At 42.9% G+C, this 14138-nt stretch carries 11 protein-coding genes; 4 read left to right on the top strand and 7 right to left on the bottom strand.

What is annotated here, in order from left to right; genetic code table 11:
• The first annotated feature begins 53 nt into the window (after positions 1 to 53).
• The gene (locus CLI64_RS25650) at positions 54 to 869 is read left to right on the top strand and encodes a TlyA family RNA methyltransferase (RefSeq protein ID WP_103139868.1); all 816 of its coding nucleotides are present in this window, start codon (positions 54 to 56) and stop codon (positions 867 to 869) included.
• A 117-nt stretch (positions 870 to 986) separates the two neighbouring features.
• On the opposite strand, the gene CLI64_RS25645 is transcribed toward CLI64_RS25650, so the two are convergent.
• The 6 genes from CLI64_RS25645 to nuoB all read right to left on the bottom strand — a co-directional run bounded on the left by CLI64_RS25645 (position 987) and on the right by nuoB (position 7445).
• Positions 987 to 1253 carry a Calvin cycle protein CP12 gene (locus CLI64_RS25645; RefSeq protein ID WP_103139867.1) on the bottom strand — a complete coding sequence of 89 codons (267 nt, stop codon included), beginning with the start codon at positions 1251 to 1253 and terminating at the stop codon, positions 987 to 989.
• 272 nt (positions 1254 to 1525) lie between these two features.
• Positions 1526 to 2872 (bottom strand): GTP-binding protein, encoded by a 1347-nt coding sequence (locus CLI64_RS25640; RefSeq protein ID WP_103139866.1) that lies wholly within the window; start codon positions 2870 to 2872, stop codon positions 1526 to 1528.
• A gap of 345 nt (positions 2873 to 3217) precedes the next feature.
• A complete protein-coding gene (locus CLI64_RS25635) occupies positions 3218 to 4507 on the bottom strand; it encodes an APC family permease (protein WP_103139865.1) in 1290 nt (429 codons plus the stop codon).
• A 178-nt stretch (positions 4508 to 4685) separates the two neighbouring features.
• Complete coding sequence (locus tag CLI64_RS25625) at positions 4686 to 6068, bottom strand: cytochrome P450 (protein WP_103139863.1); 1383 nt, start codon at positions 6066 to 6068, stop codon at positions 4686 to 4688.
• Positions 6069 to 6128: 60 nt separating this feature from the next.
• Positions 6129 to 6713 carry a Coq4 family protein gene (locus CLI64_RS25620; RefSeq protein WP_308418372.1) on the bottom strand — a complete coding sequence of 195 codons (585 nt, stop codon included), beginning with the start codon at positions 6711 to 6713 and terminating at the stop codon, positions 6129 to 6131.
• Between the two features lie 45 nt (positions 6714 to 6758).
• The gene (gene nuoB, locus CLI64_RS25615; protein ID WP_103139862.1) at positions 6759 to 7445 is read right to left on the bottom strand and encodes an NADH-quinone oxidoreductase subunit NuoB; all 687 of its coding nucleotides are present in this window, start codon (positions 7443 to 7445) and stop codon (positions 6759 to 6761) included.
• Positions 7446 to 7708: 263 nt separating this feature from the next.
• On the opposite strand from nuoB, the gene CLI64_RS25610 reads away from it, so the two are divergent.
• Entirely contained in the window at positions 7709 to 11359 is a 3651-nt protein-coding gene (locus CLI64_RS25610) for an NB-ARC domain-containing protein (protein ID WP_103139861.1), read from the top strand.
• A gap of 19 nt (positions 11360 to 11378) precedes the next feature.
• Here CLI64_RS25610 and CLI64_RS25605 read toward each other — a convergent pair whose 3' ends face one another.
• On the bottom strand, positions 11379 to 11987 hold the full coding sequence (locus tag CLI64_RS25605) for a DUF4360 domain-containing protein (protein ID WP_103139860.1): 609 nt from the start codon (positions 11985 to 11987) through the stop codon (positions 11379 to 11381).
• A 443-nt stretch (positions 11988 to 12430) separates the two neighbouring features.
• On the opposite strand from CLI64_RS25605, the gene CLI64_RS25600 reads away from it, so the two are divergent.
• Positions 12431 to 12631 (top strand): hypothetical protein, encoded by a 201-nt coding sequence (locus tag CLI64_RS25600; protein WP_103140877.1) that lies wholly within the window; start codon positions 12431 to 12433, stop codon positions 12629 to 12631.
• A gap of 205 nt (positions 12632 to 12836) precedes the next feature.
• Complete coding sequence (locus tag CLI64_RS25595) at positions 12837 to 14093, top strand: GNAT family N-acetyltransferase (RefSeq protein WP_103139859.1); 1257 nt, start codon at positions 12837 to 12839, stop codon at positions 14091 to 14093.
• Positions 14094 to 14138 lie beyond the last annotated feature (45 nt).

The raw sequence follows: 14138 nt of genomic DNA, 5'->3' as shown, positions 1-14138 counted from the left end.
CTATACAAAAATTTCAAAAAATTTATTTTTCAACAACAGGAGAATTAAGTTAATTGGTGAAGCAGCGACTAGATACATTATTAGTAGAGTTAAATTTATGTAATTCCCGCGCTTTAGCACAGAGATTAATTCAGGCGGGGGAAGTGATGGTCAATGAACAGGTAATTGATAAACCTGGAACAGAGGTTGATGTTGCTGCTCAAATTAAAGTTAAGGAGCGATCGCGTTTCGTTTCCCGTGGTGGTGATAAACTCGCTAAAGCTTTAGAATTATTCGCTATTTCCGTAGCTAATCGGGTGTGCTTGGATGGGGGAATTTCTACAGGCGGCTTTACTGACTGTTTACTCCAAGCCGGGGCAAAATTAGTTTACGGAATTGATGTCGGTTACGGACAAACTGATTGGGGTTTACGCAATAATCCCCAGGTGGTGTTGCGGGAACGTACCAATTTACGACAACTACAACCTGGGGATTTATATAGCGAAGATGACCCGATTCCTGATTTAGCGGTGGTGGATGTTTCGTTTATTTCCTTAACCAAGATTTTGCCTGCTGTTTGGCGACTAACTCAACCCCCACGCGAAGCTGTTTTATTAGTCAAGCCTCAGTTTGAGGTGGGAAAATCTCGTGTGGGTAAAAAAGGCGTAGTACGCGACCCCCAAGACCAAGCTGATGCGATTTTTCAGGTGTTGCAAGTCGCGAGTGAAATGGGTTGGCGATACAAAGGTTTAACTTGGTCGCCAATTACAGGCCCGGCGGGAAATATTGAATATCTCTTGTGGTTGGGAACAGAAAGTGAGGAAACACCACCACCGGATTTAAGTGCGATTCAACAAATGACGCAATTGGCGGCTGTTGATTTGTTGTGAAGGGCATGGGGACAAATCAATTCAAAATTCAAAATTCAAAATTCAAAATTAAAGAATTGATTACTCAGCACCGGCTAAACGCCGCGCTACCGCTAACAGCACTCCTCACTCAGCACTCTAGACATCGTAAATCAGACACTCTAAAGCATCTGGGTGCATTTCACAGTAGTCATCTAGAGAAGTTCTGTATTTTTGGGCTTGTTCTTGGTGGGATTTTTCGGCTTGTAATTCTTCTACGATGTCCCAGGCTACAGCGCAGTTAGGGGAGTTTTCGCCGTTCTGCTCACAGGTGAGGCGGGCTTCGGCGATCGCTGTTAAAATAGCTTTCTCTAAGCTGGTGTTAGAGTTAACAGAATTTGAGCCTACGTTAAAAGTTGCTGTCATGATCTTTATCGCCTCTTTCTACTGAGATCAAGATGTGATGAGGAACTTGTACTCCTAGTCTAGATAGGCTTCCCAAAAGTTGTAGTAGTGAACACCGTCCGCGTTTTCAACACCTCTAATTGGGAATTCATGTAGAGTACATGAGTTAATAATTGCTATTTCTTTTATGTTGCACTCAAATTCGGATTTGTGTACAATTCTCAGAGAAATTTGATGTTAATTGACAAAATATCAATAACTGCAACAATTTAGTCGATATTTTTCATTTATTCTCAAGATTTCATGTTTAATTCTTGTTGTAGACGATACAGAATCGTATTTTTATCAACCTGGGAAAGAATTTCTTGAATTACGGTGTCAGCACCCAATTGTCCCCAGGTGCAGCCTTTTTCGAGATAGACTTGGGCGGCTTTCCCTACAGAATATGCACCATAACCGGCGATTCCGGCTTGAGCGATCGCGCTGCCAGCAAAGGCGGTAATATTAATGGGGTTATCGCCACTAGCTAAGGCGGCTGTACTTTTGCCTAATCCTAAGAGAAAACCGCTTCCTAATTCTCCTAGTAATAAACCGCCAGAACTTAATAAAATTGTTTTGAAAATTTTCCCCGCTTCGTAGCTAGTCATGGGTAAGCCGTACAATCTCGCTAAGGCGCGAATTAAGGCTAAATCAGCCACCGTTCCGCCGAGAATATCTAATATAGCTACAGGATTTAACCCGACGGCTAAGGCTTTATATTTAGTAAATTGCCAGATGATATCTTCCGCCTCTTGTTCGCGGATGTCAAGGGTTTTTTCGGCGATCGCTGCTTCTGCATCCCGTGCTTGAATGAGGGCATTTAAAGCTAACAGCGATCGGCCTTCACGGTTGAGAATATTTAAAATAGTCTGTTTGAGTTCGTCTACCTGTGGCGGTGGTGTTTCCCATTCATAACTCACCGTACCATCAGGCCATTCTACTCGGACTTCCATTGGCGCAGGTTCAGCCGCCACCATGACAATTTCATCAGGTAATAAAGGCTGGGTGTGGGGACTGGCTGCACCTAATTGTTGTAAATTTTGATATATTGCGGCTCGGTCTGTGTCTGGGTATAAATCGATTTTATTAAACACTAAAATCAGGGGTTTTTGTGCTTGGCGTAATTCTAAAAGTGCTTGATATTCAGTGCGGGTAATATCCCCTGATACCACAAACAAAATTAAATCAGCCTGACGCACCACATCTTTAGCCATTTGGGCGCGTGACTCCCCCTGAATTTCATCTAGTCCTGGGGTATCAATTAATTCAACTATGACTTTGTCCCCTGGTTGCCAACGCACTGAACGCGGCCATTGTGTGACACCATTAAGGGGGCCAGTTTGTAAAATTTTGCTGCCCAACAAAGCATTTAATACCGCCGATTTACCACGACTCACTAAACCAAAAACGGCTATTCTAATGACATGAGAATCTAGTTTGTTGAGTGTAGAGGTTAAAGTTTCTAATTCTGGTTTAACTAAAGCTGCTAATTCTGGGTGAAATGAGGAATTTCCTGGTTTCCGAAGATATCCATACCAAGACAGTGCTTGTCTGAGACTAGCACGCGCGCGGTTAAGGTGAGTTTCTTGCAAGTTACGCACAGACGTTAAGTTGATTTAAGTTGGCGAAATCACAGGCTGTATTTCTATTTTGCTTCAAAAATTAGCACTCACTGAAGAGGCAGAGGGGAAGGGGGCAGGCGTTATTACTAGGGCAGAGTAAAAGATCCTTTCCAGTCTAACCCCTTGCTCCCTGCCCCCTGCTCCAATTCCTCTTTTGACCCGCCTGGAGAAATTTCACTGCATTAAAAAACTCCATCCAGGGGAGGATGGAGTTTTTCGGGTATGGGGAATGGGGCATGGGGAATGGGGAAGAAGTTACCATTACGCCCCTCAAATATAATAGCGTAGGAACAGGATTTTTTGACAACAATGACAAATTTAATTTTACTTATGCAGCGATCGCCTAATTTGATGCCAAACTAACCCTGCTAAAATCAATCCTAGACCGACTTTCCAGATGCTAGACTCTACCCAAAAAGCTAGGAATAAACAAGATAATAAACCTACCCAACCTATCCACATTGGATACAAACGTTCGGCAGTGGAGAGTTGTAAAGCGGCAAAGTTGGTGATGGCGTAGTAAATCAAAACACTAAAGGCACTAAACGACCATGTGGTTTTGACATTGCCTAATAATACTAAAAGTGCGATCGCTATCCCTACAACTATGACAGCTATATGGGGTGCGGTTTGTCGTTGGTTGAGGCGTGCTAAAAATCTGGGAGCATCCCCACGCCTACCCATTGCCAAGAGGACGCGAGATAAACCCAAAATTAAATTTAACAATACACCCAACATAGCAGCGATCGCACCAACAGCTAACACTATCGCTGCACCCGTACCGCCGACACTCCTAGCTACCACTTCCAACGGTGCAGCTTTACTTTGTCCTACTGCATTAGCTAAAGTTTCTACACCTACAGCCCCAATTCCCACCGTCGCCACTGTTATATATAACAACATCGTCAGCAGCAAACAAACAATCATCGCCTTGGGAATGGTTTCCCTCGGAGAACGGGCTTCTTCCCCCATAGTTGCGATACGTCCGTAACCTGTATACGCTACAAACATCAAAGCACTAGCGTGCAGGATATCTCCCCAAGAACTACTGAAAAATGGTGTTAAGTTATTAACGCCTTGAGTTGCAGCACGAGGTAAGCAAATCACAATAAAGACAAACAAAGATAGCAAAGTTGCCGTGACTATGAGGATATTGACAAGATTAGAGCGTTTAATCCCACTCAAAACCACCACAGTCATAATTAACACAGCCAATACAGCTATAGGAATTGTCCAACCCGAACTCACACCCAAAAGATTGAGTAAGTAACCAGCAAACCCTAAAGCCGCCGTCGCCGCCGAAGCTGTCTTAGCGACTAGAAACATCCAGCCAGCAGTGAAACCAAAAGCCGGAGTGAGATATTTATAACCATATTCATAACTACCGCCACTAACGGGATGATTAGCTGCTAATTGCGCGCTATTGAGTCCGTTACAAGTAGCGACAATAGCCCCAATAGCTACGGCTAAAATCACAGATGGCCCTGCAATACCCGCCGCAATGCCAATACTGACAAATACACCCGTACCAACAATCGAACCCAGTCCCATGAGTGTCGCACCGAAAACCCCTAACTCTCGCTGAAGTTGGGGTGGTGAATTGGTGACAGACATTTTGCATCTCTCCCTATTTATCTGAAGATATCATTGCAGATTCTATAGGGAATGGGGAATGGGGAATGGGGCATGGGAAATGGGGAATTGTGAGACAAGGTAGACAAGGTAGATTTTACTCCGATGCCCGATGCCCGATGCCCAATGCCCGATGCCCAATGCCCGATGCCCCATTCCCCTATTTTTTCTCCTTCACCATCAAATTCACGCCACCATTTGGTGTGAAAACTAAACCACGACGGACGGGTTTTAGGGGGGCTTTATCTAGCAGTTCTAAAGAGTAATTGGAGAGAATATTTGCTAACACTAACTTCATCTCAAATAGAGCAAAAGCCATACCTAAACAGCGACGATTACCACCACCGAAGGGCATGAATTCATAGGGGGAAAATTGCCGTTCTAAAAATCTTTCTGGTTTGAATTTTTCTGGCTCAGGATAAATATCTGGGCGATGGTGTGTTAAATAAATACAGGGTGAAATGCTCATACCTTTGGGTAAATCATAACCCATAAATTTCATCGGGGTTTTGAGAATCCGAGAGAAACTAAAGAAAGCTACAGGATAAATTCTTAAGGTTTCTGAGCAAACAGCATTTAAATAAGGTAATTGAGCAATAACTGTGGGGTCTGTATTGGCTACATCAATAGTGTTGAGTTCTTGGAGTAATTTTTCTCGCACTTCCGGCACATAATGAATCCAATATAATGCCCATGATAGAGCGATCGCAGTTGTTTCATGACCAGCAAATAGCATAGTCATTAATTCATCTCGCAGCTCAATATCGGTCATGGGTTCACCGTTTTCATCCCGTGCCGTGAGTAATAAACTCAAAATATCATTTCCTTGAGTTGCAACTTGAGTGCGACGCTCATGAATTTCCTGATAAATTAATTCATCGAGTAATTGACGACGGCGGATAAATTTTCCCCAAGGACTCCACGCACCCAAATCTTTTTGCAACGCTTTAAAAAATAAGAAAACGGCACTCAAAGGATAGTTAAAAGTATCCAACAGTTCCACTAAAATTTGTTTGATTTGTTGATAGCGTTCACCTTCTTGTAGCCCAAATACTGTCCTTAAAATTACTTGCAGCGAAATATCCTGCATACTCCGACGCGCGACAAATGGCTGATTGATTGACCATTTACTAGTAACTTGCTCAGTAATATCACAGATAACTTGAGCATAATTCCGCATCCGTTCACCGTGGAAAGGTGGCATTAATAATTTACGCTGTTTTAAGTGGCGATCGCCATCTAATAAAACTAACGAGTTCGCCCCTATCAACGGTTGCAATATAGAATTACCTGCACCGGAATCAAACAAACTTGCATCAGCCGTGAACAGTTCTTGAATGGCTTGGGGATTACTAATAATTAACAGGCTGGGAAAACCACTAAATTCTGAGATAAACATATCCCCATATTTTTGTCGTCGGCTATTGAGGTAATACATGGGGTTATTAATCACCCTTAGAGTTTGTAGCCATTTAGGTACAAAGGTTTTAACTCTAAATTGAGAGGGGATTTGATTAGTAGGTTTTTCTAAAGTTGTTGTCATTATTAATTTTCCTTAGTTTAGGTTTCAGATTTAATTTTCAACAATCACAGTAATAATTGTCTATAATCCTAACTTTTTTCGCAATTTATCAATAGGTTCTTGCCAGTATTCTTCAAAGCGATAACTTAACAAGCAATCTATTGATTTTCCCAAGTCTTGACCTTTTTTTAGGTTAGCCAAAATCATTGGTTTTTGCTGGGGAGCAAGTAGAGGATAAAGCCATTTGGCTATCTGTAAACTAATTTTCAGAGAATTACTATAATTTTGCTGGGCAGCAAAGGCTAATACACCAATTTCTCCGGCATAAGTAGTATCAAAACCGAGTAAAACATGAAAAATATCGTGGGTGACAGCATAACGTAGAGCAAAAACATTTCGCTTTGCCACATCCTCGAATTCTGGACTCACGGCAATTGCTTGGAGATGGTTAGCTTGCATATATTCGGCATATTCTCTTCCGAATGTGCCTAGAGGATATTGACTTAATTTTTCTAAATCAATTGGTGGATGATATCCCTCTAAAGGCTGTAATTTAGCAGCTATTTGGGGTGCGACTTTAGCACCGAATAAATCTGATTTGAGAATGGCAAAATCACCAAATTTACCTGCTTGTTTAGCTGCTAAAAGAGCCTGAATTGTTTGCATTGTTTTGAACATCTCAAGTTTACCATCTCCCATTTAAACTATTCATTATTTAACAGCTTGAGTTGCTAATGCAGTTGGTAAAGGCAAACCTGTCGCTGCTGTTATTTCTGGTGGTGGAACTTCGCGCTGAGAATTTCTGAGATATTGTCCATCTAAAACTGGCTCAACTACGTTCATTTTGTGGGTAATACTGTAATAACGATGAGTTTGTTGGTTTTGCTGTCTTTCTTGGATACTATCATTAGAAATTTTCTTCCGCAGTTTAATAATCCCATCAATTACAGCTTCCGGCCGGGGAGGACAACCAGGTATATACACATCCACAGGAATCAGCTTATCTACACCCCGCACCGCCGAAGGAGAATCAACACTAAACATTCCTCCGGTGATGGTACAAGCACCCATTGCAATAACATACTTGGGTTCGGGCATTTGTTCATAGAGTCGCACCAAATTGGGTGCATACTTCATAGTAATTGTACCTGCGGTAATCAATAGGTCAGCTTGTCTGGGAGTCGCACGGGGAATCATGCCAAATCTTTCTAAGTCAAAGCGTGAGGCGTAGGCTGACATGAATTCCATGAAACAGCAAGCTGTACCAAACATCATGGGGTATAAACTAGACATTCTCGCCCAGTTGTATAAGTCATCTATTGTAGTGAGAATAAAGTTTTCGGAGAGGTTTTGTGTTACTTGGGGGGGTTGTACGGGGTTAAGGGTTTTGTTCATCATAGATCCTCATGTTGTGGATAAGGTGGTGATTGGCTCACGCAGAGGCGCAAAGGCGCGAAGGAAGATTGAGAGACTGTGGTGGTGTAGTAAAGCTTTTTGTAATTGCAGATATCCTGGTCTTGGATGAGTATAGTTTCGGTTAATTGGGAAAACTGCACCAGTAAATTTATAGGTTTTAAGGTGCTAACTTAAGAAAAAATCCTCGCTATCTTGGCTTAAAACCAGTAAAATTAATCTCGATTTAGCGTTAGTCTTGTAATCCGATGGAATTGCACAAGCAAAAACGCAGGCGCGGTATAGTCCTGAGTCTTTCTGGATATCACAAACTTCAGGAGGCTAGACATCAAGCGGAGATATTAGAAAACGATGGGGACAAATTTACCATCGAAGTATTGAGCTATCGTACTCAATTAGCTCCTTTTACAGTTTCCAAGGTTTTAGCACGAGCAGAGGGTGTTGATAAACAAACTCTAGAATACTTTTTTCGGGCTTTTGGGTTAGATTTAACACCCCAAGATTATGTCCGTGTCGGGGAGGAGGAGACGAAGGGACAGGGTAGAGAAGGAGGAATTGGAGCAGGGGAGCAGAGGAGACAAGGTACAATTGCTTCTGACTCAGCACTCTACACAGACTGGGGTGAGGCGGTTGATGTTTCTATCTTTTTCGGACGTATAGAGGAAGTTAGTAAATTAACTGGTTGGATGATCAACGATCGCTGTCGGTTGGTAGCATTATTAGGTATGGGGGGAATTGGTAAGTCTTCTTTGGCTGTGAAGTTAGCGCAGCAAATTCAAGGGGAGTTTGAGTTTGTGGTGTGGCGTAGTCTCCGCAATAGTCCCCCATTAAGTGAGGTGCTGGGAAGTTTACTGCAATTTTTCGCCTGTGGAAAACCTGTACATTTATCAGAAAATGTGGGGAATTTAATTTCTCAGTTGATGGGACATTTGCGATCGCACCGTTGTTTAATCATCCTAGATAATGTGGAATCTATCTTAGCTAGTGGCGACCATTCTGGGCGTTATCAAACAGGTTACGCAGATTATGGTGATTTATTCCAGCAAATCGGTGAAATATCCCATCAAAGTTGTGTGATTCTCACCAGTCGCGAAAAAACGCCAGAAATCGCCGTATTAGAAGGGGAGAATCTGCCGGTGCGGTCGATGCAACTGCCGGGATTGAGTGCGATCGCTGCTTTAGAATTAATTAAGACGAAAAGTTTATTTTGTGGTGCGGATAGTGATTGGCAAAAGTTCATTCAACATTACGCTGGGAATCCTTTAGCTTTAAAAATTGTCGCGACGACTATTCAAGATTTATTTGCTGGCAATATTGCTGAATTTTTCGCCCAAGGTTCTACAGTCTTCGGCAGCATTTACGATTTATTAGGACAGCAATTTCGTCGTCTTTCAGGTTTAGAAATTGACCTGATTTTCTGGTTAGCAATTAATCGTGAAGCTGTCACATTAACAGATTTACGTGCTGATTTAGTTTTACCTATTTCATCAATACGACTTTTAGAAGCCTTAGAATCATTAAGTCGGCGCAATCTCATTGAAAAAAAATCCCTTCCCGATACACCAGTGCATTTCACACTACAACCGGTAGTTATGGAATATGTCACTGAGCAATTTATTCAACAAATATGTCAAGAAATTTTCTCACCTCCCGACAATCACATTTTCCCTACACCCCCACACCCCTACACCCTTACCCCCCTATTTCTGAATAGTCACGCTTTAATTAAAGCCACTACTAAAGATTACATCCGCATTGCCCAAACCAAGTTAATTTTACAGCCCATTCTTGACTATTTACTGCAAAATCTACGCACTAAATCAGCTATAGAAACTCACCTAAAACAGATTTTACAAACTATCAAAAATTCCGCCACTCCTCTCGAACCAGGATATATAAGCGGTAATCTCCTCAACCTTTTTTGTCAATTGAAAACTGATTTAACTGGTTATGATTTTTCTGGTTTAACAATTTGGCAAGCCTATCTTCAAGATACACCCTTAAAACGAGTCAACTTTGCTCACGCTGATTTATCTAAATCTGTCTTTGCGAAAACTTTTTCTAATGTTTTGACTACAGCTTTTAGTCCTGATGGTCAAACCGTCGCTACAGGCCATTTCAACGGTTATTTGATTCTCTGGGATGTCGCTAGTGGTCAGCAATTACTGGAATGTCAAGCACATATAGGTTTGACTTGGTGTGTAACTTTTAGTCCCGATGGCAGTACCTTAGCCACTGCGGGACAAGATGAAACTATTAAACTGTGGGATGTCAAAACAGGTCAGTGTTGTCAAACCTTTCCTGGTCATTACGGTGGGGTGGTCAGTGTGGTTTTTAGTCCCGATGGTCAGACTTTATTTAGTGCCAGCACGGACTCTTACATTAGAATATGGGATATTAACTTGGGAAAATGTACCCAAATTCTCCAGGGACATGGCGGTCGTGTCTGGTCAGTGAATTTAAATGCTCAAGGTAATCTCCTCGCTAGCGGTAGTGAAGATAACACAATTAAATTGTGGGATATTACTACAGGTGCTTGCTTACATACTCTCACAGGTCATACAGATTGGATAAAATCAGTCGCCTTTAGTCTATCAGGAATATTAGCTAGTGGTAGCTTAGATAACCAAATTAGACTTTGGGATGTAAATCGGGGTGCGTGTTTGGGTGTGTTAGCAGGACATTCCAATGGCATACTAGCGATCGCCTTCATTAACGATCAAATACTCGCTAGTTGTAGTATAGATTGTACAATTCGCCTCTGGGATGTTACTAACTTCCAATGCCTAAAAACCTTGCAAGGACATACCAATTCCGTGGATGCGATCGCCGTTCATCCCCAAGGACATCTCCTCGCAAGCGGTGCAGATGACTTTTCTTTTAGATTGTGGGATGTTAATACTGGCGAGTGTTTGCGAACCTTTAAAGGCAGAAATAACTGGGTAAAATCCATAGCTTGGAGTCCGACAGAGGCGATCGTTGCTAGTGGCAATGAAGACCGGATTGTGAGACTCTGGCATTTAAACAATGAATGTCGTACTTTATACGGACACACAGACTTAATCTTTGCTGTAGACTTTACCCCCGATGGTCGCACCTTAGCCAGTGCTAGTGCTGACACCACAATTAGGTTGTGGGATGTAGCCACAGGTCAATGTACCCACGTCCTCGACGCACATATCGGCATGGTGACAGGAGTCGCCTACAGTCCTGATGGGAAGTTTTTAGCTAGCACCAGCTACGACAAAGCCAGTAAACTCTGGGACGCAGCCACAGGGAAACTGCTCACCACTTTCCCCGTACATTTAGGAATGTCAGTAGCATTTAGTCCCGACAGCACCAAATTGGCTTTTGGTAACTTTGATAACAGCGTCAATATTTGGGACATTGCCACCGAAAAGTGTTACCGCACAATTACCGGACACAATAATTGGGTGTGGTGGGTAGCCTTTAGTCCTGATAGTCGCACCTTTGCCACTGGTAGTGCTGTGGAGAGAACCATTAAACTCTGGGATATCCAAACAGGGGAATGTCTCCACACAATACAAGGACATCAAGATATGCTCTGGGCGATCGCCTTTAGCCCTGATGGTAAGATATTGGCCAGTACCAGCAGTGACAACACCATCAAACTCTGGGACGTAGCTAGTGGTAACTGTCTTACCACCCTCAAAGGACATGAAACTTGGGTAATGTGCGCTACCTTCAACTCAGAAGGTAATATGCTGGCGGTTGGCGACGGCTACGCGGCGATGACAATTTGGGATATAAACACAGAACAGCGTCTCAATACATTTAAAGCCGAGCAGATTTACGAACAGATGAATATCTATGCAGTCACAGGTTTAACCGCACCGCAAAAATCAGCCTTGCTAACTTTAGGTGCTAGTAGTTGCTGAACTACTATTGCTTCCAACCTTAGCGACACTGGCGATATTTAACGTGATAAACCAAACCACGGTGTGCAAGGTCAAACGAATCAACAGTCGCTATTCCTTGACCACTAGCTGTCATCGCCGCATTCACCCGCATATTTACACTGTCGCCACAACGTGACCAGACATCAGCTACAGTCGCTAATTCGTGTCGCACATTATAGTTGTTTTCGCCTCTGAATGTTCTAGAAAACACAGGGCCACGTTGTCCAGCAAAAAAGTATTCGGCTCTCAAGTTCCCAGTCGTCCCAGGAGCAACATAACCCCGAAAGTCCGCATCATAGAAAGACACCTGGAAACCTTGGGGAACTTTAATCGGAATGCTCATATTACAGCTTTTGCGTCTTTGTGAACGCTGGCTGCCATCAGCTACAAATTCGTCAAATAGAATAGTCAGCTCTTGTCCATCAGGACTCACACTCACACTAGCAGTTCCCCCAGGACAACCATTACCACCGTAATTTGCACCTAGAATCTGCACACTAGGATTATTCGCCAACGCAGGGCCAACGGAAGCAGTCATCAGCGCAGCCGCAGCCATGAAAGATTGAGCAAACTTAACAGATGTTTGCTTGAAGTTTTGACTCTTCATAACTCACCTTATATGGGTATATTTAACAATGTTGTTGGAAAATTTTGAACTCAGCCGAGTACGTCAATTTTCGTAGTTATAACGACAGTGAGGAGTGTAAGTTTGTTTCCCAATTAAACAAACTTCGTTTCTTTAGAAGAAACTTCATTAAATATCAGTAGTTTCACACAGTCAGTCTGAGATATTGCCACCAGTTAAAAATTACTCACAATCCTTGCCCAATCTGGATTTTCAGCAAAGCCTCAAATATAAGTCCATCTTTACCAAGACTTCAGTAAAAATACCCCATAACCCCTGCCCCATAAGCCATACCCCATGCCCCATGCCCACCGTCAAGACAACCATTAAACTTCATTGCAAATTAAGAAGCTCAGTAAAACAACATGATAAGTTTTTTATGATGTGAAGCAACCACACGCTAAGATAAGGAGAATACAGTGGCAATAGAGTCAAATTTATCCCAAGGCGCGTCTTTAACAAAAGAAGATATCAGTGAATACGTTGCCCATCTACAATTGCACATGACTCTGCAAGCACGCAATTTACTTCCAACCCTCAAACCAACACAAGAAGATAGCCGAGAACAACTGCTACATCAAACCCAAGCCACCTTTGAAAAGCTGGTTTCTCGTCAGGGTTTGTAGTTTAGAAAAAATATAATTAACAAAAAAAGCAAATAAAATGAAAGCAGATTACGTTGAGTGCAACTCAAAAGTTAACTCAACCAGTCTGCTTGTTTATTTTTCGATTATTTAGTGACCAAAATCACTCCTTGGGAGCAACAGCAAAGCACGGAAAGCCGTTAAGATAATTGCAGCAGTTCCCCTCTTCCCAGTCAGTTAAGGCTACATGGCAGCCCACATTAAAATGAACTCCTTACTTCCCCAAAATCTCAGCGTTGTCATCCGGCCAGTCCAATACAGGGATCTGGACGGAATTGAGCGTTTATCTCAAGAATCTTTTGCCGCTTTGTCTCCCGAAGGAGCTAACCTTGTTAACCAGCAAATGCAATCACTGCATCGCTGGTATGGCTTACTGAGGTTTTTAAGTTGGTTTCCTAACCCCCTACAACATCGTTTCTGCGCCTATGTAGCCGAGCAGGGGCGAATGCTTTTAGGGATGGTTCAAGTGTCACCGTTCAATCGCACACGCACCACTTGGCGCGTTGATCGGGTGATGTTAGATAGGAGTGCGGATAAACAAGTAATTGGTTCCCAACTCCTGCGCCACTGTTTTGAATCGATTTTAGAAGCGCGGACTTGGTTATTAGAAGTTAATGTCAATGATTTAGACGCATTGGCACTTTATCGTCAAAATGGGTTTCAGCGTCTTGCTGAAATGACTTACTGGGAAATCGAGCCGGAACTGCTGACTGAATTAGCGCAAGCTGAACCAGACTTGCCTAATCTTTTACCTGTGAGTAATGCTGATGCTCAATTACTCTATCAACTAGATACAGCCTCAATGCCCCCTTTAGTGCGCCAAGTATTCGATCGCAATAACCGCGACTTTAAAACCAGTTTATTCGGCGCGTTGGCTGATGCTGTCAAACAATGGGTCACAAAAACCGAAGTCGTCAGTGGCTACGTCTTTGAACCCCAACGCAAAGCCGCCATCGGTTATTTTCAGGTACAACTGGAGCGCAAAGGCGACACACCCCACGTTGCTACCCTGACCGTTCACCCTGCTTATACTTGGCTATATCCAGAGTTATTAGCCCAACTAGCTCGTATTGCCCAAGATTTTCCCCAGCAAGGATTAAAACTTGCTTCCTCTGACTACCAGCCAGAAAGGGAAGAATACTTAGAACGAATCGGCGCAAAACGCATAGAACACACCCTCATCATGTCCCGTTCCGTGTGGCACAAACTACGGGAGTCCAAATTTGTCTCCTTAGAAGGGATTCAATGGACTGATGTATTACAAGGCTTACAACCAGCCCGTAAACCCATACCCGGCGGAATGTCCTGGGCAGAAGTCAGACAAAAGCAAACCCCAGAAATCCCCGTCAAACACCAGTCAGAATCAGTCACATTTAATAGTAAAAATTGTCACATCGACTCAGTTTGTCATCAAGAGTTGACAGAAGAGCAGCAGGAGAATTAAGGATTGCTGACTTTTGAGCAGAAGCAGGGAAGCCAGAGGGCAGGG

The sequence above is a fragment of the Nostoc sp. CENA543 genome, assembly GCF_002896875.1.
Classification (GTDB): Bacteria; Cyanobacteriota; Cyanobacteriia; order Cyanobacteriales; family Nostocaceae; genus Trichormus.
Note: the sequence above shows the minus strand (reverse complement) of the source record. Positions and strands in the feature narration are given on the sequence as shown.

What these genes read in the sequence shown, in the direction of transcription:
- CLI64_RS25645 (WP_103139867.1), bottom strand. Translation starts at nt 1,253, where the DNA reads ATGACAGCAACTTTTAACGTAGGCTCAAATTCTGTTAACTCTAACACC.
- CLI64_RS25635 (WP_103139865.1), bottom strand. Translation starts at nt 4,507, where the DNA reads ATGTCTGTCACCAATTCACCACCCCAACTTCAGCGAGAGTTAGGGGTT.
- CLI64_RS25625 (WP_103139863.1), bottom strand. Translation starts at nt 6,068, where the DNA reads ATGACAACAACTTTAGAAAAACCTACTAATCAAATCCCCTCTCAATTT.
- CLI64_RS25620 (WP_308418372.1), bottom strand. Translation starts at nt 6,713, where the DNA reads ATGCAAACAATTCAGGCTCTTTTAGCAGCTAAACAAGCAGGTAAATTT.
- nuoB (WP_103139862.1), bottom strand. Translation starts at nt 7,445, where the DNA reads ATGATGAACAAAACCCTTAACCCCGTACAACCCCCCCAAGTAACACAA.
- CLI64_RS25610 (WP_103139861.1), top strand. Translation starts at nt 7,709, where the DNA reads ATGGAATTGCACAAGCAAAAACGCAGGCGCGGTATAGTCCTGAGTCTT.
- CLI64_RS25605 (WP_103139860.1), bottom strand. Translation starts at nt 11,987, where the DNA reads ATGAAGAGTCAAAACTTCAAGCAAACATCTGTTAAGTTTGCTCAATCT.
- CLI64_RS25595 (WP_103139859.1), top strand. Translation starts at nt 12,837, where the DNA reads ATGGCAGCCCACATTAAAATGAACTCCTTACTTCCCCAAAATCTCAGC.